We start from the raw sequence: 23,969 nt of genomic DNA, 5'->3' as shown, positions 1-23,969 counted from the left end.
GGCCTCATTCACCCCATTCAACCCGGCATTCTGGCGCCAACAACACGGTCCCGGCCATCCAGATCCGGAACCACACGGATATCGATCAGACCCGACGCGTCAAACAATGCCGCGACAGCTGCCGCCTGTGTAGGGCCGATTTCGACCAGAATACGCCCGCCCGGCATCAGAAAATCAGGGGCTGCAGCGGCAATACGCCGATAAGCGCCCAGCCCGTCCCCCTCGTCCGTCAAAGCCATCCTCGGCTCGTGTTCCCGCACTTCTGGGGACAGCTGTGTCATCTCATCCAGCGAAATGTATGGCGGGTTCGAGACGATCAGATCGAACTGCCCCTCTTCGATCCCCTCGAACCAATCGGATTGTATGATCTCGACCCGGCCCTGCACCTGATGCAGCACCGCGTTGGCGCTGGCCTGAAGGCAGGCAGATTCGCTCAGATCAACGCCAATTCCGGATGCGCTTGTCCTCTCGGCCAGCAAGGTCACCAACACACAGCCTGATCCGACACCAAGGTCCAAAATGTGATCGAACGGTTCACTCAGCGCGGCCTCGATCAAGGCTTCGGTCTCGGGGCGTGGATCCAGAACATCCCGGCTCACCCGAAAACGGCGGCCATAAAATTCGCGCTCTCCCAACAGGTGGGAAACCGGCACACGGATGGCACGCAGCGAGATCAGCTGATCATATCGCTCGGCTATTTCAGGCGACAACTCTTCGGGTGCGATCAACGTGACGCGACTGGCTTCGATACGTGCTGCATGGGCAAGCAGAACCCGCGCGTCACGAGCGGGATCTTCAACACCGGCGGCCCGCAGGCGCGCTGTCGCCGCAACCATGGCCTGTGCGGCCGTCTGCGCCCCGTTCATTGCGACATCTCGGCCAGTAGACGCGCCTGATCGTCTGCCGTCAGCGCATCGATCACCTCGTCCAGATCGCCCTGCATCACCTGATCCAGCTTATAAAGCGTCAGGTTAATGCGGTGATCGGTCATGCGGCCCTGCGGGAAGTTATAGGTTCTGATCCGCTCAGACCGGTCCCCAGATCCCACCTGGCTGGCGCGATCCGCCGAGCGTTCGCTGTCGATCCGCTGCCGCTCCATATCGTAGAGACGAGTCTTCAGCACCTGCATCGCGATCTCGCGGTTGCGGTGCTGGGACTTTTCGGAACTCGTCACCACGATCCCGCTGGGAATGTGGGTAATCCGTACAGCCGAATCTGTGGTGTTCACGTGCTGCCCACCCGCGCCGGAACTGCGCATGGTATCGATACGAATATCGTTGGGTTCGATATGAATATCTACATCCTCGGCCTCGGGCAGAACCGCCACTGTCGCCGCCGAAGTATGGATACGCCCGCCGCTCTCGGTTTCGGGCACCCGCTGAACCCGGTGCACACCGGATTCGTATTTCATCCGGGCAAAGACATTATCGCCCTTGATATGGGCCACGACCTCTTTGATCCCGCCCAGATCCGAGGATTGTTCCTCGATGATCTCGAACTGCCATCCCCGTGCCTCGGAATAGCGTTGATACATCCGCAAGAGATCACCCGCAAACAATGCGGCCTCATCACCTCCGGTTCCGGGCCGGATTTCCAACATTGCCGGACGCGCATCGGCTTTGTCTCTGGGCAACAACGCCAGTTGCAACGCATGCTCTGCCTCGGGAATGCGAGCCTGCAGCTCGGGGATTTCCTCCTCAGCCAGCTCTTTCATGTCCGGATCGGCCAGCATTACTTCTGCCTCGGCAAGATCGGCCACCAGTTGGCGCCATGTCTCGATCTGCTCAACCACAGGCTTTAAGTCCGAGTATTCCTTGGCTAGTGCCGCAATATCGCCGCCCGATGCGCCATCGGCCATGGCAGCTTCGAGGTATTGGAATCGCTGGGTTATCTGTTCAAGGCGTTCTTCGGGGATCATCCCGGCGGTGTCTATCATCCGCGGGCTTTGGTCAAGGGCCTGCCTTGTGCTAAGCTCACATGCATGAAACGGATTATTCTTGCGCTTACCCTGTGCACGACCCCTGTGATGGCTGATGTAATTGGCCCCGGCGGCAAGGTTCAGGATTGCTATTGCACCGACAAAGCCGGCACCCGTGTCGAGTTGGGAGAGATGATCTGCCTGCAGGTCGATGGCCGCATGTTCATGGCCCAATGCCAGATGTCACTGAACGTTCCCATGTGGCGCGAGGTTCAGGAGGGGTGTTTGTCATCAGGGTTGGAGCAAACCCAGCCCCAACTCAGCAATTCTGCAACTATTCAAAGCTCGGGTTAATCACCTACAGATCTTCCCACTTGCTTAGCTTGTGCTTTCTGCGCGTCGTCCGGACCGCGCAAAGCGCCATGCTGTCACCAAAGAGTAGAGAGCATATAGCCAATCGTGGGACCATGCAAAGCGGAGGTGAGAGAAATACATATAAACCCAGCCCCCAAAGGCCTCCCATCACCAGTGGATCCCACGTCAATCGCGATACCTTGGTCCGATAGAGTTCCGGTTTCGGCCTGCATCCGGCACGTCTGAAAAAGCGAACATATGGGGTGGATTTTCCGGGCTCTTGCAGTCCCGCATCTTCCAATTCAGCGGTTGCCCTCTGAAACTTGGCTTCATAATCACTCATACCACCAATATGGGAATTAAGTTTTTATTTTCAACCTATTGAAGCTGCCCTAGCCAGCTTTCAACCCGCGCTTTATTCACTCCGAAATCCTTGCGCCCGAAACGCAGCCTTGCGTGGATACGCAGCGCGTCACCATCCTGCTGCGCGGTGGTATAATCCGGAAATCCCATCAACCGAGTTCGGGTGATATAAGTCACCATTCCCTCGTCGACCGACCCGGCCAAAACACTGGTACGAGGGGACTGACGCGCAACCACATCCAGCCGTGCAAGCCCGTCCGGGCCGGTTTCAACGACCCGCACTACCGCGCCCATCATGTCCCTGCTGGTTTCGCCCACAGGTGCCACATGCCAACGGGAGGGATCGGAAGGGGCAAGACGGATGTAACCGGCCAGCAAAAGCCCCGCGCATACCAATACCCAAACTACAGTCATCTTCATCCCGCACCTGTTTCAACCGAACCTAGCCGGAACGCATCGGTGAACAAGATGTTCAACCAGTCCTTACCGCGACGTCACGCCTGGAAGAATGCACAGCATTTCGAACAACAAGTTCGCAGCCGTAAGCGCAGTATTGCCCGATGGATCATAGGGTGGAGAGACCTCGACCAGATCACAACCAACGACATTCATCCCCTGCAGTGCATGGATCAGTTGCAGTGCCTGCGGTGTAGTCAGCCCGCCAATTTCAGGCGTTCCGGTCCCAGGCGCATAAGCCGGGTCCAGACTGTCGATATCATAGGTGATATAGACCGGATGTCCGTCGATCGTCTTGCGGATCAAAGACCCGATCTGGGTCAGGTTCTGCTGCCAGATATCCCACGCCGGATATTGACGGAATCCCCACCCCTGCGCTTCGGTGAAATCGCTGGCGGCATAGCCAGATCCCCGAATACCGATCTGAAAGGTCTTGTCAGGAACGATCAGATTTTCCTCATAGGCGCGGCGGAATACGGTGCCATGGGTCTCGCGCTCACCAAACATCTCGTCATTGACGTCGGCATGGGCATCAACATGCACCAGGGCAACCGGACCATGTTTGGCTGCCATTGCGCGCAGAATTGGCAGGGTGATCGAATGATCGCCCCCCATCGCAACGGGAATGACATCCTGTGCCAGAATGCCGTCATAGCTTTCCTTGATAATCTTCAGACTATCCGACAGCGAAAACGTGTTGATCGCCAGATCCCCGATATCGGCAATCTGCAGGTTATCGAATGGGGCAGCAAAGGTGGCCATGTTATATGGCCGGATCATCGCGCTTTCGCTACGGATCTGTTTGGGGCCAAACCGCGTACCCGAGCGCCAAGACGTGCCGATATCCATCGGAATCCCAAGAACAGCCACATCGAGCCCATCCAGAGAGGACGCCTGCGGTAGCCGCATAAACGTATTCGGCCCCGAGAACCGCGCCAGATCATTGCCGCCAATCGGCTGGTTGAATTGGGTCATGTACTTTCTCCGATCCGGTTCTTCACCAAGCACTTACCGGGATTATGCCTAACCAAAGGTTAAAGCTTTTCCAGCTTGTTCCACCCCAGCAGGCAGATGATCTGCGTTGCCACATGTGCCCCGGCAATCGCAGTGGCACCAGACGTGTCGAATGGAGGCGATACCTCAACCACATCCCCGCCCTTGATGTTGATCCCCGCGATATCCCGCAGGATGATCTGCGCCTGAATCGAGCTGAGACCACCCCAAACAGGTGTCCCGGTTCCTGGTGCAAAGGCCGGGTCCAACCCATCGATGTCGAAGCTCAGGTAAACCGGACTGTCGCCCAGAATCCCCTTGATCTTCTGGGCTACGGCGGCCGGTCCGGATTCATAAACCTCACGTGCGTCGATGATGTTGACGCCCAATGTGTCCTCGTTGGTGGTGCGTATCCCCACCTGAACCGATCGCTTGGGGTCCACGATCCCGGACTTCACCGCTTTGTAGAACATGGTTCCGTGATCCACGCGTGACATGTCGTCATCGGCCCATGTATCCGTATGCGCATCAAACTGCAGCAGAGACATAGGCCCGTATTTCTCGGCATAGGCTTTCAGGATCGGAAAGCTGATGTAATGATCTCCGCCCAGCGTCACCGAAGCGACATTCGCCTCCAGTATCGTGCGAATGTGATCGGTCAGCGTATCTGGAAAGGCAGGGATATTGGCATAGTCATATGCCATGTCCCCGTAGTCGATGATTGCCAGTTCGCTGAGCGCATCAAACGGCCAGCCATAGGGTGCGTCGGGGGACTGCAACGCGCTGGCCTCGCGAATGGCACGTGGTCCCAACCGGGTACCGGGACGGTTGGTAACCGCCTGATCGAACGGCACGCCGGTCACCGCGATGTCTACGCCTTTCAGTTCCTTCGTATAAAGCCGGCGCAGAAACGAGGTCGCGCCACCAAATGTGTTCTCAAAGGACAGGCCTTTGAGATCCGGGTTGGTGAACGCCTCGTCCACCTGAGTCTTTGCATCTTCCAATGCCATTTCGGGTTATCTTCCTCCCAAGGTTCCCGATGGGCTGGCGACGCGCGCTAACGTCAAGCCACAGGCAGCGCCTTTTCCACGATCTTCGCGAAAAAGGATGCACCCACCGGCGCGATTTCGTCGTTGAAGTTGTATTTCGGATGGTGCAGCCCCGCACCGTCCCCCTGCCCCAGAAACAGATAGGCTCCGGGCCGTTCCTGCAGCATGTATGAAAAATCCTCGGCCCCCATCTCGCGACCGGTGTTTTCGGTGACCCGTTCAGCCCCCGAAACCTCGCGCGCCACGTCGGCGGCAAAAGCGGCCTTTTCCGGGTCGTTGATCGTGGCGGGATAACTCACATCGTATTCAAGCCGCGCCTCCACCCCGTACGACGTGGCCTGTCCCTGCACGATCTGCTCCATGCGTTCCATAACCATCTTCTGCACCGCCGGGTCGAAGGTCCGTACCGTGCCGTTGATATAGGCGGTGTCCGGGATCACGTTGTTCACCGTGCCGGTATGGATTTGTGTCACCGACACAACCAGATCGTCCAGAGCGTAGTGATTGCGGCTGACGATGGTCTGAATCGCCTGCGCAATACCACAGGCCGCCATGACCGGATCGCGGGTTTCATGCGGCATAGCCCCATGTCCACCGACGCCCTGAATGTGAACCTCGAACGTATCGACAGCAGCCATGATCGGACCCGGCGTTGTATAGAACGAGCCTTCCACAAAGCCGGGCGCGTTATGCAGCGCATAAACCTGCGCGATGTCGAACCGGTCCATGATTCCTTCTTGAACCATAACCCCGGCTCCGCCGCCCTCTTCCTCGGCAGGTTGAAAGATCAAAGCAACCCGGCCGCGGAAGTTCCGGGTTTCGGCCAGATAACGTGCGGCCCCCAGCAACATCGTTGTGTGCCCGTCGTGGCCACAGGCATGCATCTTACCTGGATTCTTCGAGGCATAGTCAACGCCGGTTTCTTCGGGAATCGGCAACGCGTCCATATCCGCCCGCAGGCCAATCGTCGGTCCTTCGCCCTGACCGTTGATGATCGCGACGATACCGGTCTTGGCGATCCCCTCATGCAGCTCATCCACGCCAAACTCGCGCAGACGCTCGGCGACAAAGGCCGCTGTTTCGTAGCATTCGAATTCCAGCTCAGGGATTGTATGCAGGTGCTGGCGCCATGTGGCCATGTCGGTGGCAAAATCGGCAATACGGTTGACGACGGGCATCTGGGGTGGACTCCTGATCCAAGCTGCGAGATGGATGCATCTGACACCGGAATAAGGGGCTTCGCAATGGCTGAAAATCCGCTGATCCATAACTCGGACGCAGGTATCGAACGTTTGTTGGAAATCATGCGCCGTCTGCGTGACCCGGAAACCGGTTGTCCGTGGGATATCGAGCAGGATTTCGGCACTATCGCGCCCTATACGATTGAAGAAGCCTATGAGGTCGCAGACGCCATCGAACGACAGGCCTGGGATGAACTGAAGGGCGAATTGGGCGACCTGTTGTTCCAGTCCGTATTTCACGCCCAAATGGCCGAAGAAGCCGGTCATTTTGCGTTTCAGGATGTGGTGCGGACCATGTCCGACAAGATGGTGGCCCGCCATCCGCATGTCTTTGGCGATGAATCCCGCGACAAATCGGCTGAACAGCAGACGAAGGACTGGGAAACGATCAAAGCCGCCGAACGCGCAGGCAAGGAACAGCAAGGTGCACTTGACGGTGTGGCTGCCAACCTGCCGGCCCTCCTGCGGGCGCACAAATTGCAAAAGCGTGCGGCTCGCGTGGGGTTTGACTGGCCCGATGCCAGCCACGTGTTGGCCAAAATCACCGAAGAAGCCGCCGAGCTGGAAGAGGCGCGCGAAAGTATGGACGCAGACGCGCTTGAGGATGAATTCGGCGATCTGCTCTTTGTGATGGTAAATCTGGGTCGTCATTTGGGTATCGAGCCCGAGGCCGCTCTGCGCCGCACCAACGCCAAGTTCACCCGCCGGTTCGAGCAAGTCGAGGCTCGGCTGGCTGATCGGGGTAAAACCCCGACGGACAGCACCCTCGAGGAAATGGATGCTCTTTGGGACGAGGTCAAAACCGAAGAACATCGCGCCAACGGCAAACTCCCGCCAGCAATGGCAAACACGGCCCGCGGAAGCGCGTAAATTTGCTAGACAAGAGCGGCGACACTTGCCAGTGTCCGTCCTTCAATATCCCGGAGGCCATCCATGACTGCGCGCAAGATCATCATCGACACAGACCCCGGACAGGATGACGCCGTTGCGATCCTGCTGGCGCTGGCCAGCCCCGAAGAGATCGAGGTTCTGGGCATTACCGCAGTCGCAGGTAACGTGCCGCTGGATCTGACCACCAAAAACGCGCGGATCGTTTGCGAATTGGCGGGCCATACCGATGTGCCGGTTTATGCCGGATGTGATCGACCGCTGAACCGCCCTCTGGTAACCGCTGAACATGTGCACGGCAAAACCGGCCTCGACGGTCCTGATCTGCCTGACCCGCAAATGGAACTGACCGAAGGCCATGCTGTCGATTTCATCATCGACAGCCTACGCACGCATGAGCCGGGTACCGTCACCCTCTGTCCGCTGGGCCCTCTGACCAACATCGCAGCCGCCTTTCAGAAAGCACCTGACATCGTTGAACGCGTGCAGGAAATAATTCTGATGGGTGGTGCTTATTTCGAGGTTGGCAACATCACTCCTACGGCTGAATTCAACATTCACGTTGACCCGCAAGCCGCTGACATTGTGTTTAAATCTGGCGCACCAATTGTTGTCATGCCTCTGGACGTGACGCACAAGGCGTTGGTTACAAAGCCCCGCAACGACGCCTTCCGCGCACTGGGAAGCAAGGTTGGCATTGCCGTTGCCGAGATGACCGATTTCTTCGAACGTTTCGACAAGGAAAAATATGGCAGCGCAGGTGCCCCACTTCATGATCCTTGCGTAACAGCCTATCTGATCAAGCCCGAGCTGTTTAAAGGTCGGCACGTGAACGTCGAAATTGAAACCCAGTCCGAACTGACCATGGGCATGACCGTCGCCGACTGGTGGGGCGTTACAGATCGCAAACCCAACGCCCTGTTTATCGGTGATGTGGATGCGGACGGGTTCTTTGACCTGCTCACCGAACGGCTGGCGCGGCTATGACTGCCGCACTGCGCCTCGCCCGCCCGGACGATCTTGACCGTCTGATGACCCTCGTCTCTGCCTTTCACGCCGAGGAAGGCATCGAACAGGATGCTGATCAACTGTGCGAAGCGCTGCTCCCCCTGCTCGAAGGCATCCCTCATGGCTGCATCTATCTCATCGGGCCGGGCCGCGCGCCACTGGGCTATATCATCCTGACATTCGGCTGGTCCGTCGAATTCGGCGGAATGGACGGCTTTGTGGATGAGATCTACATCCGCCCTGCAGTCCGAGGCCGTGGAATTGCCACCGAAGTTCTGCTGGAACTTCCCAAGGCACTGGCTGGTGCAGGGCTGACTGCCCTGCATCTGGAAGTTGACCGCGCGAACGAGTCGGCACAAAAGCTCTATCTTCGGACAGGCTTCAAGCTGCGCGACCGCTATGCGCTCATGAGCAAGAAGCTCTAGCGCGACTCCCCGCGGAAGATCACATTTGGATTGTACATTTCCTGAACAGGATCGTCCGGCGACGCCTTTTGACCGGTGATCGGATAGGTTCCCGGGCCGGCACAAGCAGCTATCAGTCCCAGCGAGAGGGCGGAAATTACCAGAAGGAATTTGGATACAGGCATCGTGTTCTCCTTTCTGCAATGCAAGCAGCATAGGTCACGATGCGCCTGTCTCGTTAGGTACAAGTTCACACATAAGGATATTTATGTCGGCGAATATTTGCCTATAACCCTACTTTTGGTACTCAGTAGGTCAAAATTTCAAAATGATATCTTAACCCTTAGTGTCCGACCCAGATTGATCCGGGCGTAGTGACATTTCAAAGAACAATAGATGGCCTTCGACAATCTCTGGCAGATCTGAATACGCGTCACGCAACTGAAAGCCTAAGGACAGGTATAACCGAGTCGCCGCCTCAAGAGGTTTTCCCGTGTCCATCCGAATGTACTCGAATCCATCGCTCCGGCACTGTTCAATAAGACTCAGCATGATCGCACAGCCCGCGCCGGTGCCGCGTGCCTGCTCGTTGACATACACTCGCTTGATTTCTGCCACCCCGGGTTCAAGCGTGTGAAACATCCCGCACCCTATCGGCTGTCCATTCAACAACGCCAACCTCATCCCACCAGAGGGCGGCATGTGATCGGTTTCGATCGCCTCCAACACGCGGGCATACTTTTCCTGTGGATAGACAGCCTGCACGATTTGCACCGATCTTTCGTCCAGCGTCAGCAGAAAATCTCGATACTCCCAACACAAACGCCGAACCGCGTCCAGCTGGTCCGGCGTTTCTGGATTGATAATACTCAGCAAAATACGATCCCGGGGAAGTACCCAGGTATCAACATAGCATCACAGTAGTTATTTGCGAAGGATCGACGCGCCTGCGTACTCGGCAACTTCGCCCAGCGATTCCTCGATCCGGATCAGCTGATTATACTTGGCCAACCGGTCCGATCGCGCAAGCGAGCCGGTTTTGATCTGACCGCAGTTGGTTGCAACCGCCAGATCAGCAATGGTTGCGTCCTCGGTCTCGCCCGAGCGGTGCGACATAACGTTGGTGTAACGTGCGCGGTGCGCCATATCGACTGCACGCAGCGTTTCGGTCAGCGATCCGATCTGGTTTACCTTGACCAGCATCGAGTTGGCACAGCCACGCTCAATCCCTTCGGCCAGACGTGCCGGGTTGGTCACGAACAGGTCGTCGCCCACCAGCTGCACCTTGTCACCGATGGCGTCGGTCAGGGCCTTCCAGCCGTCCCAGTCATCCTCGGACATACCATCTTCGATCGAGATGATCGGGTAGTCTTTGACCAGCGCCGCCAGATATTCGGCGTTTTCCTCGGACGTCAGCGAGATGTTCTCACCCGACAGGACATACTTGCCGTCCCTGTAGTATTCGGTTGCCGCGCAATCCAGCGCCAGGTGGATTTCCTCACCCGGCTTGTAGCCTGCTTTTTCAATGGACTGCAGGATGAAATCCAGTGCTTCGCGGGTGGAAGCGATGTTAGGGGCAAAGCCGCCCTCGTCGCCAACACCGGTGGCAAGACCAGCCGCCGACAGCTCACGCTTAAGCGTGTGGAAGACCTCAGAACCCATGCGCACGGCTTCGCGGATATTCGCGGCGGACGTCGGCATGATCATGAATTCCTGAATGTCGATCGGGTTATCAGCGTGTTCACCGCCGTTGATGATATTCATCATTGGAACAGGCAGAACACGGGCCGAAGTACCACCGACATAACGATACAGAGGTTGTGTGGTAAAATCCGCAGCAGCCTTGGCTGTCGCCAGCGAGACACCCAGAATGGCATTGGCGCCCAGACGGCCCTTGTTCTCGGTCCCGTCGAGTTCGATCATCGCCTGATCGATGGCGACCTGCTCGGTCGGGTCAAAACCAACCAGTTCCTCGGCGATCTCTCCGTTCACTGCTGCCACGGCCTCTAGCACGCCCTTGCCCATATAACGGGACTTGTCACCATCGCGTTTTTCGACGGCTTCATAGGCACCGGTCGACGCGCCCGAAGGTACAGCGGCACGGCCCATGGTGCCGTCTTCCAGAATAACGTCCACCTCAACAGTGGGATTACCCCGGCTGTCCAAAATTTCGCGTGCATGGATGTCGATGATGGTGCTCATGATACCGGTCCCTAAAGATGACTTTGGTTGCATGCCTCATAACAGCACCGGGCAAAAAGTAAACCGGCTCCGTTATCGCTAACACGCCTATTTTCCGGCCTTTAGGGCTAACATTTTCTGTTTGCGCCAACGTGCGACGATCCGTCAGGCTGCGACTGCCATTTCGCGCGCCAGCCTGCGTTCACGGATAAAGGTGTACATGCCCGACCCGATGATCAGCGATGCACCTGCGATCGTCATCGCATCGGGGCGTTCCCCGAACATCAGCATCCCGGCGGCGATCGAAAAGACCAGACGGGTATAGCGGAACGGCGTCAGGGCCGAGGCCTCTCCGATGCGCATGGCCGTTACAATGCCGTAATAGCCCAGAACTCCAAAGCCGATGGCACCCAGATAAGGACCAACCTGTACCGCCTGCAACGGCACGACCGGCTGTGCTGAAAACACCATCAACGCAACCCCTGCCAGCGCGACAGCGATGTAGGCCTGCAAGGCGACAACGGATGAAGGTACACGAACATCCAGTTTACGTGTCAGCAAGTCTCGTGCGGCGATGGCAATCACGGTGGCTACGACGAACAGCGACTCAGGCTCAAAACCCTCAAGCCCGGGACGAATGATCATCAGGACACCGACAAAGCCGATACCAATCGCGCTCCAGCGCCGCCATCCGACATGTTCACCCAGAAACAGCGCCGCGCCCATGGTTACGGCCAGCGGCATCGCCTGAAAAACCGCCGCGACCGTGGACAACTCGACCAGCGACAACGCGGTAACAAAGGTCAAAGCACCAACCGCCTCAGCCCAGGCTCGGGCCAATGGCAACGGTTGCCACGCAACGGGATCAAAGATGCGTTTACGGGTCGCCAGAGACATCAGTACAAAGACCAGCCCGCAGAACAAACCCAACACGATCATGATCTGCCCCGTCGATACACTGATCGACAGATGCTTGATGAACATATCCTCAAGTGAGAAAGCCGCCATCGATCCGATGATCAGCAAGATGCCGTTTACGTTATTCATGCGCGTGTCCGTAGGGATGGGCTGACAAAAATCTGCGCCCTTACGTCAGCAAAAGCGTAACTTTTGCGACGTAGCAAGCCATATTACGACAGGTTTGATGAATTGCCGTGAGGCGACCAATCGCGTTTCGTGATGGATCAGTCCTGTTCCAGCGGGACGCCGTACAGTTCCAGCCGGTGACCTTTCAGCTTATACCCAAGCTTTGCGGCGATCTTTTCCTGCAATGCCTCGATCTCGGGATCGACGAATTCGATCACCTCTCCGGACTGCATGTCGATCAGGTGGTCGTGATGGTCCCGTTCGGCGTCTTCATATCGCGCGCGCCCGTCACCGAACTCCAGCCGCTCAAGAATGCCAGCTTCTTCGAACAGCTTCACAGTCCGATAGACTGTTGCGATCGAGATGCCCGAATCTATAGCCGAGGCGCGGGCGTACAGCTCCTCGACATCAGGATGATCCTCGCTTTGCTGAAGGACCTGGGCAATGGTCCGGCGCTGACCGGTCATGCGCAGCCCTTTGGCTTCGCAACGTGCGATGATCGTGTCCGACATGATACCCCTCAGACTTGTTCGGGTTTCTGTCTTAGTACGTCTGGCGCGCTTGCGCCACAGGGGAAATGCGCTTTACGGCAGGGCAATTCACGCAACCCGCTGAAGGTCTGCCCAGATCGGCAGATGGTCCGAGGCGATATGCGCAGGCCGCTCGCCGTGCACACCATGTGCCATGGCGCGCAGCCCATCACCCAATGCAATACGATCCAGTGCCCCCAACGGCTGCGCCGCGGGAAAGCTGGGCATTGGCGGCAGGAACCGCATATCCGGGGCCAGATTATCGAGCACGGGCTGCCGAGACCATTCGTTGAAATCTCCGGCCCAAACTGTTGGCATCTGATTCAGATCCGAGTCACATCTGCGAATATGGGTGATCTGCTGACGTCGCGATGCGGGCAACAGACCAAGGTGCATCCCCATCACACGCAACGGTCCGATGGGCGTATCAAACTCAACCCGCACGGCCCCGCGCGGCTCAAGCCCTGGCAGTTCGTGATGACCGGTCTGCTGGACCGAGATCCCCTCCCCCCGCCAGATCACGGCATTCCCGTGCCAACCAAGGCTTCCAGCCCCGCCAAGATCAACAATCTGCCAGCCTGCCTCATCAAGCATGAAATGTGGCAGCGCGGCTGGCCGTGGCGGCAGTCTCTTGTCAGCCTCCTGCAACACCACGATGTCGGCCTTCAACCGATCCAGCACCTGCATGATGCGTTGAGGCTGACGGCGGAAATCCAGCCCGACGCATTTCTGTATGTTGTAGCTGGCCAGCCGTAAGGTCGATGCTCGGGTCATGATGTCCTGAAATATCGTTCAGCCCCTAAGATTGCCCTGCCATGGACGCAGTGCAACCCCGAGTTTCAAAACATCCGCGCAAGTGTTGGCCCCACTTGCCTAAATGGCTATTGATGAAACGTCTGAGACCACATCGGGATCGCATAAAATGGCAACACAGAACACAAGCAGCACCAAACGTCTGGAAGGTCGTTCTCTGGTGATCGCAATGTGGGGCAATCTGTTCATGGCTGCAGCAGGGATCGTTGCTGGTGTGCTGTCCAATTCGAACGCGATCATGATGGACGGCCTGTTCTCGCTGATCGGGTTTGGATCGGCCTTTCTGGGGCGACGGATCAGCCAGCGTGTCGATGCGGGTCCCGACAAACTGCGTCCCTTCGGCTATGCTGCGGACGAGGCGATCTTTTCGACCTTCAGGTCTCTGTCACTGCTGGGACTTGTGCTATTCGCGATCACAAACGCAGCCAAGAACATCTATAGCTATTTCAATGGCATGATGCCCGAGCCGCTGAACTTCGCACCGATGTTCGTTTATTTCGCTGTCATCGGACTAACCTGTTTGTTCCTCTGGGCGTTCCATCATTTCACATGGCGCAAGACCGGTAAGGTCAGCTCGATCCTCAGGCTTGAATCCAAAGCTGCACTGTTCGACGGGCTGATCACGGCCGCCGCCGGCATCGGGTTGGGAGCCATTTATATGTTCCGAGACGGACCACTGGCCCCGATCGCACCAATTGGCGACTCGATCATCGTACTGTTGCTCTGCCTGTTGGCCATAGGTTCCTACGTACGCGACTTTCGCGGGGGTCTGGGAGAGCTGGCAAATGTCGTCGCCAGCCCCGAGCATCTGGCCACGGCCCGTCGTGCGCTGCGTGCAACGCTAACCGAAGACGGCGGCACCCTGCAGGACATGTCAGTCACCAAACAGGGCCGCTCTTTCCTCGTAACCGTCTACTATGATCCCGGCCGCCCCGTCACCGCCGAGCAGATCGACGACCTGAACCTTCGCCTGATCAGCGATGCGCGCAAGGCGATTGATGGATCGGATGTGTTTCTGATGATCACAAAGCACCCGCGACGCTGGCCGGATTCCATCAACCCGTATCAGACCCGTCCCTAACCGTCCGACCTACGAGGAAAGTAACTACTATTGATGCACCAATTTGTCTGAACTTATCAGTGGCAGTTTTCAACCGCAGGACCAGTCGGCGGCTCATCTCGCCAGATTGCGCTCAACTCCCAGCCAAGCGGCGTCCCTTGCGCTGGTGAAACGCTTAACATCCGGCTGTCTACAGAACTGCAAACAAGAAATATCTCAGTTCCACTTTCTTCAGAGCGGACAAGACTGTGCACATTGGGATCTTCCTGAAGGTCCAGATTCATCATGCGCAGTTGCTGCTGTATTGCGGCGTTGTCGATGAATTGAGCGTCACGCCAATACTCACCGACTTCAACCACACCATTCGCCCAAGTCAGTGTCGTTTCGGCGGTATCTGCCGGACTGACTTTACACACCCGATCACCGGAAGATCGCACCGTAGTGGTAATCACGTAGGGCGCCTCTTTGTTTAGATAGAACGAAACTCTGCTGTTGTTGAATTCAGCATTAGCGAGGACTGCTTCCCAATCGCCTGGAAAGACTTGTTGTTTACCGGTGTAGGCCCATTCTGTGCAGTAATCGAAGGCGCTGATCAACGGTGTTTTGTCAGCGAATGCGATACTCGCCGCGGGCAATGATAGCGCAATTGAAAGAACCAAAGTAAACGTCTGATTTTGTATCATTATATTCTCGTTTTGAAATTCAGGAAGACACACTGACCACGAACGAAACGTCGCCTGTAAGAACCATCAATGAAAACACTCTAGGTCCCGCAGAACGTCGCATGCACCACTTCGCTCTCTGTTGGTGGACGGGTCAGGTCTGCATTCTCCGGCTGATCGAGATATGGCGTTGCCAGTACCGAACCCAGCCTGTGGAAGGGCTCATAGTCGCCTTTTACAGCAGCCTGGATCATCTGTTCGACCCGGTGGTTGCGCGGGATAAAGGCCGGATTGGCTACTTCCATGACCCTCTGCGGTATCTCTTCACGCTGCAGTCGCACGCGCCAACCCTCAGCCCAATCGTCAAAGGCTGCGGGGTCGGTGAACTGATCCCGCGCATTCTCGCTGCCCAGCGCACGGAAGGTGTTAGTGAAATCCGCCTGGTTCTGCGCCATCCGGGTGAGAAGATCAGACAGCAAGTCCAGATCGCCATCGTCCTCTGTTGCCAAACCGATCTTGGCACGGAACCTCATCATCCAGTTTTCCTGCAACAGCGCTGGCATCGCATGAACGATCTCGGTCGCTTCCTCAACAGCGGCTTCTTTGTCTTCCACCTGCTGGATCAGCGCCGTGGCCAGTTGCGCGACATTCCACACCGCGATTTCAGGCTGACTGGAATAGGCATAGCGCCCCATGCGGTCGATGGAACTATAGACCGTGTTGGGATGATATGTGTCCATGAACGCACAGGGGCCATAATCAATGGTCTCGCCAGCGATTGAGCAATTGTCGGTATTCATAACCCCATGGATGAAACCCACGCTCATCCATTGCGCAATAAGGCTTGCCTGCGCATCCCTCACTGCGCGCAGCAATCCCATGGGCCCTTCCGCTTCGGGATAATGGCGGGCAATGGCGTATTCAGTAAGCCGCTGCAGACTGTCCAGCTGCCCTCGCGCGGCAAATACCTGAAATGTACCCACGCGCAGATGGCTCTGCGCCACGCGGGTCAGCACTGCACCGGGCATTGGTCCCTCACGCAGGACAACCTCGCCGGTTTCAACAGCCGCCAGCGCACGGGTGGTCGGAATGCCCAGCGCATGCATCGCCTCGGACACGACGTATTCGCGCAGCACAGGCCCCAGCCAGGCGCGTCCATCTCCTTGTCTGGAGTAAGGCGTACGGCCTGACCCCTTCAGCTGTATGTCCCGCCGGATACCATCAGTGCCTACCGTCTCTCCCAGTAGTACGGCACGCCCGTCCCCCAACTGAGGGTTATAGTGCCCGAACTGGTGCCCGGAATAGAGCTGCGCCAAGGGCTCTGCCCCATCAGGCACAGAGTTTCCTGCAAAGGCCTCGGCCATTTCTTTCACGTCTCCGGCCGAGATCCCCAGTATACTGGCGAGATCTTCATTGAAGGCGATAAGATGCGGTGCACGTACGGGCTCGGGGGCCTGTCGGGAATAAAAGGTGTCCGGCAGCCGGGCGTAACTGTTGTCGAAGGGGATCGTCAGGGTCATGTCGCAAACATATGGCCTGTGCTGACGATTGCCATAGCGGATCGTCCTGTCCCGTGCATAATCGCGCGAAAATACAAGAGGATCCCAATGACAGCGCAAGACATCATCGATCACCTCGGCCTGCAACAACATCCCGAGGGTGGCTGGTTCAAGGAAACATGGAGAGCCGACAATGAAGGCCGTGCCACCGGCACATGTATTTATTTCCTGCTGCGGGAGGGAGAAAGCAGCCACTGGCACCGTGTCGATGCGACTGAGATCTGGCTGTATCACTCCGGCGCACCGCTGATCTTGTCTCTCAGTGAAACCGATCAGGGGCCGGCCACCGAACATCTGTTGTCTCCGGACCTGTCTCAGGGTGCCCCCCAATTGATTGTCCCCAAAGGACATTGGCAAGCCGCCCGCACCACCGGCGACTACACGCTGGTCAGCTGCACGGTGTCCCCCGGATTCGAATTCGATGGTTTCGAACTGGCAGAGCCCGATTTCGACATCCCGCGCGGTTAGACCCTAGCGCCCGCGACAAGGGCTTGATCCATTTCACCGGGCATCTAATGTCACGTTATGGATCATCGCGCCCTGATAGCCTCGCTGCCACCGGAAGCCAAAAACCAGCTGCAACAACGCTCGGATATAGCCGGGCTGAAGCATCTGGTGCTTTACTTCACTGCAATAACGGTGATCAGCGCCGGAATTCTGATGCAGGTCCCGCTTTGGCCGCTGCTAATCCTGCCGCAAGGCATTCTGTTGGTGTTTCTGTTCACGCTTAGCCACGAATGCACTCACAAGACGCCGTTTAAGTCGGGCTGGCTGAATGAGGCAGTCGGGCACCTTATCTCAGTTCCGATCGCCCTGCCCTTTGTGTGGTTCCGGTATTTCCACCTCGCGCACCACAAATGGACAAACGATCCAGAGCGCGACCCCGAGCTTGGTGGAAAACCGCGCCCCGACAGCTGGGGCTGTCTGTTGATCTACCTGAGCGGCTGGTTCTATTGGAGCGGAATGGCAAAAGTGTTGGTGATGAACGCACTGGGTCGTATCGACGCCCCCTATCTGCCAGCACGCCAGCATGGCGCGATGAAGACTGAAGCCCGCATTCTCCTCGGCATTTATGCGCTTGCCGCCCTGAGCCTGTTCTTTTCACCAGCTCTTTTCTGGGTCTGGCTGTTACCCGTTCTCGTCGCGCAACCGGTATTGCGCATCTATCTGCTGGCTGAACACGGGCTCTGCCCGCCGGTGGCAAATATGCTCGAAAACTCGCGGACTACTTTTACCAACCGGATCGTCCGTTTTCTGGCCTGGAACATGCCCTACCATGCCGAGCATCATTCCTTTCCCAACGTCCCGTTCCATCAGCTTCCGGTGTTCCATGAATGGACACAGAAACACCTGAAGTCGACATCAGACGGATATACAGAATTTTCTGCAGATTATGCGCGATCGATCACGCGTTAAGCACTGCTGACTGCTCCGCGCATCGGGGCAGAAACAACACCGCCCCCTACCAGCGCTTGCACCCCCGTCGTTCCCGGGCAAGAGGTCGGCATCCCGCGCGCAACCCGGACGGCGAGATAGGCAAAGGCCTGCGCCTCCAGCATGTCCCCATCCAGCCCGACGGCCTCAACAGGCTCAACCAGGCAATCCAACGAGACACGCAGCATCTCCATCAGAACCGGATTGTGTCGTCCGCCGCCCGTGACCAAAACCCGTGCGGGCGGTTTCGGGCAGTGTTCCATTCCCTGTGCAACGCCAGCCGCGCACATCCCGGTCAGCGTCGCAACTGCATCCGCATCGCTGAGTTCCTTCACCAGACCGATCATTTCGGCAAAGTCATTGCGATCCAGCGATTTCGGCGGCATCCGGGCAAAGAACGGTTCAGCCAGAAACAACTCCAGCGCTCCGGTCTCGACCGTACCGCCGCGGGCGACAGCGCCATCCCGATCCATCGGTTTGCCCAATCGTGCCTGCATCAGATCATCCACCGGTGCATTTGCAGGCCCGGTATCAAAGGCCAATAATGCCCCCGGCATTTCCGGACCATCAAAGGACGGGTCTACATAAGTCAGATTCCCGACACCACCCAAATTCAGGAAGCAGATTGGCATGTCGGCGCCGATCCATTTGGCACAGGCGAAGTGAAAAAACGGCGCCAGGGGTGCACCCTCGCCCCCCATGGCAACATCATCACTGCGGAAATCCCAAACCACCGGCAAACCCAGCGCCTGCGACAGCGCGATGCCGTCACCTACCTGCAGCGTCCCCCGACCGCGCGGCTCATGTGCCAGCGTTTGACCATGAAAGCCGATCAGGTCCACATCTTCGAATTCGGACAGAACATCTGCGTGGGCATGGGTGACCAATTCACCGGCCCTTTCCACCTCTGCCCCGTGCCACTGCCCTAGCGCGCCGCGCAGCATTGCACGCTCTTCATCGGAATACGCCCGATAACGCGACTCTCCGAAGCCAAAGATGGACTGCCCGTCTGTTTCGACCATAGCGGCATCCACACCGTCCAGCGAGGTGCCTGACATCGCACCCAGAGCCTTGATCGCCCCAACCCGTTTGATGGCTTGCTTCACCACGTTCTCTCCTGCTTGGCTGCGTACGGCTCTTGCAATACGGCGTGTTCACCCTGCCCGCGATTGCAAAGGCAAGGCAAGGCACATGAATACCGGCGAACGTGTTTTTTGTGCGGAGAGCCCCAACTCCAACACCCCTACTACGCGCCCGCTCTTCGGCACACCTAACCCGGAAACCCCGTGATCGTTGCAACAAGTTAATAAATCGGCAAGCATTCTGCTCACACAGATCGTTCAACTAAGTCATAGCTGGCCCGGAGCAGACGTTATGGTGCGGGCTTGGATCAAACGGTAGATGGCCCATTGATAAATGGCACAGACGCAAACGCCTAAGGTAAGTCCCCCGGCAGAGGGCAGAAACTATCAGCTGATCTTCTGGTCTGGTGCGCTGGCCACGATCGGTGGGCAACTGGTCAATCCGACACTCGTTCTGCCCTTTCTCTACCTTGCGCTGGGGGCGCCAACCTTCTTTGCCGGGCTCTTGTTGCCCTTTGTCACCGGGTCGCGATTGATCGCCGAAATCTTCATGTCGCCCTTCATCAACCGCGCCACCCGCGCAAAGCTGGCCGTCTATGTTCCCAACATCCTGACCGGTGCGGTACTGGCGATGGTCGCCCTTTTCGCGACCGATCTGCCCAATGTCATGATCGTTCTTTTGTTCCTGACAACAGCAGTGGTCATGGGGTTATGCCAGGGTATCACCAGCCTGGGCACCAGTCAGATCTATGGGATCTCGATCCCCGACGCCAAGCGCAACCGCATGGTGTTCGCACAAGCCACCATCTCAGGAATTCTGGCCATCATTGTGGTCTGGATTACCAAAGATCTTTTGGTATCAGACCAACCGATGCAACGTCACATCGTCGTCATGTGGTGCGGCGTGACAGCAATGTTTGCTGCAGGCATCAGCTTTGCCGGCGTACGCATATTCGAGGAAGAAAGGCTTCATCCTGCCCCCAAGGTAAAAAACCGAAGCCAATGGCCGAGCTTGTCACCGGCTTCAAAACAGGCATGGCCTACAGATGGTATCGCAAATTCCTGTTCGCGCGCTTGCTGTTTGTCTCGGTTGAACTTGCCATGCCCTTCTACACGATCCACGCAGCAACTTTCCACGTGGGCACGAAACACTCGCTCAGCTATTTTGTGATCGGCGCCAGTGCAGGCGTTGTGATCGGATCGATTGTCTGGGGTTGGCTCAGTGGGCGTATCTCAGTCAAACCCGTGATGTGGCTGGGTTGTCTGATCTCTGCACTTTCGGCCATCATCGCACTGGGATTCACCTTCACCGGCTACGCCCAAAACGTCTGGCTGTATGCGCTGGTCATCATGCTTTTGTCGCTGGGCGGCAACGGTGTGATCTATGGCCGCTACCTCTACATCATCGAAAAGACCAACGAAAAGGAACGCCCCTATCTTGTTGCTCTGGGAGATGTCAGTGCCGGGGTTGTCGGCATGGTATTCGCCGCGATCCTTGGTGCGGTGGCGCATTTTCACGACCCGGTCACACCGCTCATTGTTCTTGCGGCTCTCAACCTGATCGCAATGTTTTATGCCTTTGGTCTGCCACCTACCAAAACTGCGGGTGCAACAACGCAGCAATAAGGTCATTTTTCATGGAAAAGGTGCCTTTTCCTTACCCACAGCGCCGCCTATACAGTGCCCCGCAACATTAACCCGAGGCACGACATGACCTACCACCCCAAATCGGATTTCATCGCCACGATGATCGAGCGCGGCTTTCTCGCCGACTGCACCGATTATCAGGGCCTTGATGAGGCACTGATCAGCGGGGTGCAAACAGCCTATATCGGGTATGACGCCACGGCGCAGTCACTGCACGTGGGTCACCTGATGAACATCATGGTCCTGCGCTGGTTGCAGAAGACCGGCCACAAACCGATTACCCTGATGGGCGGTGGCACCACCAAGGTGGGTGACCCCTCGTTCCGTTCTGATGAACGCCCACTGCTGGGTCCCGAACAGATCGACGCCAATATCGCAGGCATGAAGCAGGTCTTCGCCAAATACCTGTCCTATGACGACAGTGAAACCGGCGCTCTGATGCTGAATAATGCCGAATGGCTGGACAGCCTGAACTACCTCGATTTCCTGCGCGACATTGGGCGGCATTTCTCGGTCAACCGGATGCTGAGCTTTGAATCGGTGAAATCACGGCTGGATCGTGAACAATCGCTGAGCTTCCTCGAGTTCAACTACATGATCCTGCAGGCCTATGACTTCCTCGAGCTGAACCGCCGCTATGGCTGTGTTCTGCAGATGGGCGGTTCAGACCAGTGGGGCAACATCGTCAACGGCATCGACCTGACCCGCCGGGTGCTGGATCACGAGATCTATGGCCTGACCACGCCCCTTCTGACCACCAGCGACGGCCGCAAGATGGGCAAATCGCAAGGCGGCGCGGTGTGGCTGAACGGCGATATGCTGTCGGCCTACGAGTTCTGGCAGTTCTGGCGCAACACCACCGATGCGGATGTGGGGCGCTTCCTGAAGATCTTCACCGAACTGCCTGTCGAAGAATGCGATCGGATGGGCGCTCTGGCCGGGTCCGAGATCAACGAGGCCAAAATCCGCCTCGCCAACGAGGTCACCACCCTGCTGCACGGTGCCGAAGCCGCTGCGACCGCCGAAGCGACAGCGCGTGAAGTATTCGAAAAAGGTGGTGTCGGGGGCGATCTACCCACACTGACCCTCAGCGCGGATGAACTGGGTGACGGCATGTCGATTGTGCAGATCATCGTGAAGTCCGGTCTGGCAAAATCCGGCAAGGAGGCCAAGCGCCTGATCGCCGAAAACGGCGCCAAGCTGGACGACGCGCCCCTGACCGATACCGGTCTAATGATTGATGCCGACGCGCTGTCCTCACCCATCAAGCTGAGCGCAGGTAAAAAGCGCCACGCATTGGTTCAGTTGGGGTAAACAGCCCCAGTCAGAGCGTCGAAATAGACGGCCACCCATCGGGGTGGCCGTTTTCAATTGCGGGCTCGACCCATTTGGATGCGTTGAATGCTCAGTTTGCAAACACAGCGGCCATTCGTTGCGTATTCCGCACTGCGCCAGACGAAAGCTGGCGATGTGAAGAAATCGGACTTTGCAGAATATCGTGGATTGAACACAGCCGCCGACCAACACCGGCAGATTGCTTTTACAGATCTTCGGGGTTGCAGATGGCGAAATCACTGAAGTAGCGCGACAACACCCCAAGCGCTGAAAAAAGCTGCTTCCGATTCTGGAGCAAGCTAGTCATGCCCGTCTCGGGTTAGTGGTGGCAGGGTCGCCAAAACCAAACCCTAAAACATAAAAGAATCAGTTACATGTGGAATTACATTAACCCCCAAGCGTGTTTTTGTAGATAACACCATCCTTCATAATAATTAGAAAGTTAGCCTCCGGGTCGACCAGCAAGTTGATGTCCTCAACTGGGTCACCGTCCACCAATATCAAATCCGCGTATGCTCCCGCTTCAATCACACCTAGTGGTCCCTGCTGGTAGGGATTTCGCGGTCCCGACATCTCCAATAGCTTTGCAGTGTTGAAAGTGGCCTGTTGCAATACTTCTGCACCTGACCACCAGCGGCCTCGGCGTTCGAACTCAAGGTTCTGCATAGCCATAAGCTCAGGGGCTCCAAACAGGTCAACACCGAACGCAATCGGAAGGTCATATTTTTTGATCAACGCAACATAGTTTTCGACATTGTCGCGCAGTGGCGCGCCCTTCTCGATGGTCGCGGGATCGCCTGCGGCCAACATATTCTCGTCCGGCGTGAAGATCAGAAACTGCGGATTGAGAATGGCCCCGGCATCGCGAATGGCACGGATGGTCTCTTCCTCAAAAATCATGTTGCCATGATCGATGCTCTTTACCCCGCCCTTGAGCGCCCGGATGACAGACTCATCAGTGTAGGCATGAACAATGACATAGGTATTCCAGTCCTCAGCAGCCTCAACCGCAGCGCGGATTTCTTCGGGGCTGTAGTGGGTTGTATCCAATGGATCATAGGGAGTGGAGTTGCCTCCACCCAGGCTGATTTTGATCTGAGTGGCCCCGAGGCGCAGCACCTCTCGGGTGGCTGCCCGCACCTCAGATACGCCGTCAGCGATGAACGACCATTCGCGCTCAAAGGCAGTTCGCTCAGTGCGCTGACGGTGATGGGTGTCATTGTACAGACGGAAGTCAAAGTGACCGGATGTCTGGCCGATCCAGTGACCCGAACTAAAGATTCGTGGCCCGGGAACGATACCTTCGTCAATCGCCTTCGCGATACCGTAGGACGGGCCACCTGCGTCCCGCAATGTCGTGAAGCCTCGCATCAACATGCGTTCCGCTTCTCGCGTGACCAGGGCGCCCGTGTATGACCAGTGAAGGTTATACGCCAAGGCCAAGGGCGAGGTCGGCAGCATGATGTGGTTGTGGCCGTCTATCAGACCGGGGATCAAAGTCCGTCCTTGGCCGTCTATGACAACAGCACCATTCGGTTCGATCGGATCGGTCGATACCCTGGCAATCAAATTGCCCTCGACAAGGACATTGGCGTTCTCAATGACCGCCGCGCTTTCACTGTCAAAAACGTCTACATCGACGAACAGCGTTCGCGGCAGTTCGTCTTGCGCCGCCACTCCGAAAGCCAAAAGGAACGACAGTGTAGCGGATAGAATTGCGCGTACTAAAACGACGGTCATTGCTTGAACCCATTCGAATATGTGCGATCACGATCCAGAATTGCGTGCAAGGTAGTCTAAGTCAACGCAACCACGCGTTTCAGAGCGTCAGCTCGCGGCCACGCAGTCGACTTCTAAAGCGGAGACTACTTGGGACATCGCTCAATCTCCGCAAGCTGTTTAACCC

At 57.1% G+C, this 23,969-nt stretch carries 27 protein-coding genes; 10 read left to right on the top strand and 17 right to left on the bottom strand.

All coding sequences use genetic code 11. The annotated features are described in order from the left end of the window. Positions 1 to 17 precede the first annotated feature (17 nt). Positions 18 to 866 carry a peptide chain release factor N(5)-glutamine methyltransferase gene (prmC, locus tag ACR0CW_RS06440; protein ID WP_155150751.1) on the bottom strand — a complete coding sequence of 283 codons (849 nt, stop codon included), beginning with the start codon at positions 864 to 866 and terminating at the stop codon, positions 18 to 20. Beyond that, entirely contained in the window at positions 863 to 1,918 is a 1,056-nt protein-coding gene (prfA, locus tag ACR0CW_RS06435; protein WP_480740856.1) for a peptide chain release factor 1, read from the bottom strand. The genes prmC and prfA overlap by 4 nt, the downstream gene beginning before the upstream one ends. A gap of 63 nt (positions 1,919 to 1,981) precedes the next feature. On the opposite strand from prfA, the gene ACR0CW_RS06430 reads away from it, so the two are divergent. Then, positions 1,982 to 2,272: a hypothetical protein gene (locus ACR0CW_RS06430; protein WP_170330767.1), complete on the top strand. Its 291-nt coding sequence runs from the start codon at positions 1,982 to 1,984 to the stop codon at positions 2,270 to 2,272. Between the two features lie 4 nt (positions 2,273 to 2,276). On the opposite strand, the gene ACR0CW_RS06425 is transcribed toward ACR0CW_RS06430, so the two are convergent. The 5 genes from ACR0CW_RS06425 to ACR0CW_RS06405 all read right to left on the bottom strand — a co-directional run bounded on the left by ACR0CW_RS06425 (position 2,277) and on the right by ACR0CW_RS06405 (position 6,311). Continuing rightward, a complete protein-coding gene (locus ACR0CW_RS06425; protein ID WP_480787197.1) occupies positions 2,277 to 2,615 on the bottom strand; it encodes a DUF6404 family protein in 339 nt (112 codons plus the stop codon). A gap of 35 nt (positions 2,616 to 2,650) precedes the next feature. Next, complete coding sequence (locus ACR0CW_RS06420) at positions 2,651 to 3,055, bottom strand: DUF1499 domain-containing protein (RefSeq protein ID WP_170330768.1); 405 nt, start codon at positions 3,053 to 3,055, stop codon at positions 2,651 to 2,653. Positions 3,056 to 3,118: 63 nt separating this feature from the next. Continuing rightward, positions 3,119 to 4,066, bottom strand: coding sequence for an agmatinase (gene speB, locus ACR0CW_RS06415; protein ID WP_480787196.1), 948 nt, complete (start codon positions 4,064 to 4,066; stop codon positions 3,119 to 3,121). Between the two features lie 59 nt (positions 4,067 to 4,125). Further along, the gene (gene speB, locus ACR0CW_RS06410; protein WP_480787195.1) at positions 4,126 to 5,094 is read right to left on the bottom strand and encodes an agmatinase; all 969 of its coding nucleotides are present in this window, start codon (positions 5,092 to 5,094) and stop codon (positions 4,126 to 4,128) included. A gap of 53 nt (positions 5,095 to 5,147) precedes the next feature. After that, positions 5,148 to 6,311 (bottom strand): M20 aminoacylase family protein, encoded by a 1,164-nt coding sequence (locus tag ACR0CW_RS06405; protein ID WP_480787194.1) that lies wholly within the window; start codon positions 6,309 to 6,311, stop codon positions 5,148 to 5,150. Positions 6,312 to 6,377: 66 nt separating this feature from the next. Between ACR0CW_RS06405 and mazG the strand changes: the two genes are divergently transcribed. The 3 genes from mazG to ACR0CW_RS06390 all read left to right on the top strand — a co-directional run bounded on the left by mazG (position 6,378) and on the right by ACR0CW_RS06390 (position 8,695). After that, the gene (gene mazG / locus ACR0CW_RS06400; protein ID WP_170330778.1) at positions 6,378 to 7,244 is read left to right on the top strand and encodes a nucleoside triphosphate pyrophosphohydrolase; all 867 of its coding nucleotides are present in this window, start codon (positions 6,378 to 6,380) and stop codon (positions 7,242 to 7,244) included. Between the two features lie 63 nt (positions 7,245 to 7,307). Beyond that, the gene (locus ACR0CW_RS06395; protein WP_480787193.1) at positions 7,308 to 8,249 is read left to right on the top strand and encodes a nucleoside hydrolase; all 942 of its coding nucleotides are present in this window, start codon (positions 7,308 to 7,310) and stop codon (positions 8,247 to 8,249) included. Beyond that, on the top strand, positions 8,246 to 8,695 hold the full coding sequence (locus tag ACR0CW_RS06390) for a GNAT family N-acetyltransferase (RefSeq protein ID WP_480787192.1): 450 nt from the start codon (positions 8,246 to 8,248) through the stop codon (positions 8,693 to 8,695). Before ACR0CW_RS06395 ends, ACR0CW_RS06390 begins: the two co-directional genes overlap by 4 nt. On the opposite strand, the gene ACR0CW_RS06385 is transcribed toward ACR0CW_RS06390, so the two are convergent. The 6 genes from ACR0CW_RS06385 to ACR0CW_RS06360 all read right to left on the bottom strand — a co-directional run bounded on the left by ACR0CW_RS06385 (position 8,692) and on the right by ACR0CW_RS06360 (position 13,245). Then, entirely contained in the window at positions 8,692 to 8,859 is a 168-nt protein-coding gene (locus ACR0CW_RS06385; protein ID WP_480787191.1) for a hypothetical protein, read from the bottom strand. The genes ACR0CW_RS06390 and ACR0CW_RS06385 overlap by 4 nt on opposite strands. 151 nt (positions 8,860 to 9,010) lie before the next feature. Then, positions 9,011 to 9,550, bottom strand: coding sequence for a GNAT family N-acetyltransferase (locus ACR0CW_RS06380; protein WP_480787190.1), 540 nt, complete (start codon positions 9,548 to 9,550; stop codon positions 9,011 to 9,013). 48 nt (positions 9,551 to 9,598) lie between these two features. After that, on the bottom strand, positions 9,599 to 10,876 hold the full coding sequence (gene eno / locus ACR0CW_RS06375) for a phosphopyruvate hydratase (protein WP_480787189.1): 1,278 nt from the start codon (positions 10,874 to 10,876) through the stop codon (positions 9,599 to 9,601). 144 nt (positions 10,877 to 11,020) lie between these two features. Continuing rightward, complete coding sequence (locus tag ACR0CW_RS06370) at positions 11,021 to 11,902, bottom strand: DMT family transporter (protein WP_480787188.1); 882 nt, start codon at positions 11,900 to 11,902, stop codon at positions 11,021 to 11,023. A gap of 137 nt (positions 11,903 to 12,039) precedes the next feature. Further along, positions 12,040 to 12,453, bottom strand: a complete 414-nt coding sequence (locus ACR0CW_RS06365) for a Fur family transcriptional regulator (RefSeq protein WP_155150786.1) — start codon at positions 12,451 to 12,453, stop codon at positions 12,040 to 12,042. Positions 12,454 to 12,540: 87 nt separating this feature from the next. Then, positions 12,541 to 13,245: an endonuclease/exonuclease/phosphatase family protein gene (locus ACR0CW_RS06360; protein WP_155150789.1), complete on the bottom strand. Its 705-nt coding sequence runs from the start codon at positions 13,243 to 13,245 to the stop codon at positions 12,541 to 12,543. 148 nt (positions 13,246 to 13,393) lie between these two features. Between ACR0CW_RS06360 and ACR0CW_RS06355 the strand changes: the two genes are divergently transcribed. Continuing rightward, positions 13,394 to 14,365, top strand: coding sequence for a cation efflux transmembrane domain-containing protein (locus ACR0CW_RS06355; protein ID WP_480787187.1), 972 nt, complete (start codon positions 13,394 to 13,396; stop codon positions 14,363 to 14,365). A 56-nt stretch (positions 14,366 to 14,421) separates the two neighbouring features. Here the strand turns inward: ACR0CW_RS06355 and ACR0CW_RS06350 are convergent, their stop codons facing one another. Then, positions 14,422 to 15,060 carry a hypothetical protein gene (locus ACR0CW_RS06350; RefSeq protein WP_480787186.1) on the bottom strand — a complete coding sequence of 213 codons (639 nt, stop codon included), beginning with the start codon at positions 15,058 to 15,060 and terminating at the stop codon, positions 14,422 to 14,424. Positions 15,061 to 15,107: 47 nt separating this feature from the next. After that, positions 15,108 to 16,526, bottom strand: a complete 1,419-nt coding sequence (locus ACR0CW_RS06345) for a protein adenylyltransferase SelO (protein WP_480787185.1) — start codon at positions 16,524 to 16,526, stop codon at positions 15,108 to 15,110. 87 nt (positions 16,527 to 16,613) lie between these two features. On the opposite strand from ACR0CW_RS06345, the gene ACR0CW_RS06340 reads away from it, so the two are divergent. Together ACR0CW_RS06340 and ACR0CW_RS06335 are read left to right on the top strand one after the other, a co-directional pair. Further along, positions 16,614 to 17,033, top strand: coding sequence for a cupin domain-containing protein (locus ACR0CW_RS06340; protein WP_480740352.1), 420 nt, complete (start codon positions 16,614 to 16,616; stop codon positions 17,031 to 17,033). A gap of 57 nt (positions 17,034 to 17,090) precedes the next feature. Next, entirely contained in the window at positions 17,091 to 17,981 is an 891-nt protein-coding gene (locus tag ACR0CW_RS06335) for a fatty acid desaturase (RefSeq protein WP_480787184.1), read from the top strand. Here ACR0CW_RS06335 and ACR0CW_RS06330 read toward each other — a convergent pair. After that, positions 17,978 to 19,075, bottom strand: coding sequence for an anhydro-N-acetylmuramic acid kinase (locus ACR0CW_RS06330; RefSeq protein WP_480787461.1), 1,098 nt, complete (start codon positions 19,073 to 19,075; stop codon positions 17,978 to 17,980). The genes ACR0CW_RS06335 and ACR0CW_RS06330 overlap by 4 nt on opposite strands. Positions 19,076 to 19,415: 340 nt before the next feature. On the opposite strand from ACR0CW_RS06330, the gene ACR0CW_RS06325 reads away from it, so the two are divergent. From ACR0CW_RS06325 to tyrS, 3 genes are all read left to right on the top strand, one after another. Next, positions 19,416 to 20,252 carry an MFS transporter gene (locus tag ACR0CW_RS06325; RefSeq protein WP_480787183.1) on the top strand — a complete coding sequence of 279 codons (837 nt, stop codon included), beginning with the start codon at positions 19,416 to 19,418 and terminating at the stop codon, positions 20,250 to 20,252. Beyond that, positions 20,183 to 20,707, top strand: coding sequence for an MFS transporter (locus ACR0CW_RS06320; protein WP_480787182.1), 525 nt, complete (start codon positions 20,183 to 20,185; stop codon positions 20,705 to 20,707). The genes ACR0CW_RS06325 and ACR0CW_RS06320 overlap by 70 nt, the downstream gene beginning before the upstream one ends. An 84-nt stretch (positions 20,708 to 20,791) precedes the next feature. Further along, positions 20,792 to 22,042, top strand: a complete 1,251-nt coding sequence (gene tyrS / locus ACR0CW_RS06315; protein ID WP_480740344.1) for a tyrosine--tRNA ligase — start codon at positions 20,792 to 20,794, stop codon at positions 22,040 to 22,042. A gap of 408 nt (positions 22,043 to 22,450) precedes the next feature. On the opposite strand, the gene ACR0CW_RS06310 is transcribed toward tyrS, so the two are convergent. After that, on the bottom strand, positions 22,451 to 23,803 hold the full coding sequence (locus tag ACR0CW_RS06310; RefSeq protein WP_480787181.1) for a metal-dependent hydrolase family protein: 1,353 nt from the start codon (positions 23,801 to 23,803) through the stop codon (positions 22,451 to 22,453). Between the last annotated feature and the right edge of the window lie 166 nt (positions 23,804 to 23,969).

The organism is Ruegeria sp. CH6 (assembly GCF_056537005.1).
Note: the sequence above shows the minus strand (reverse complement) of the source record. Positions and strands in the feature narration are given on the sequence as shown.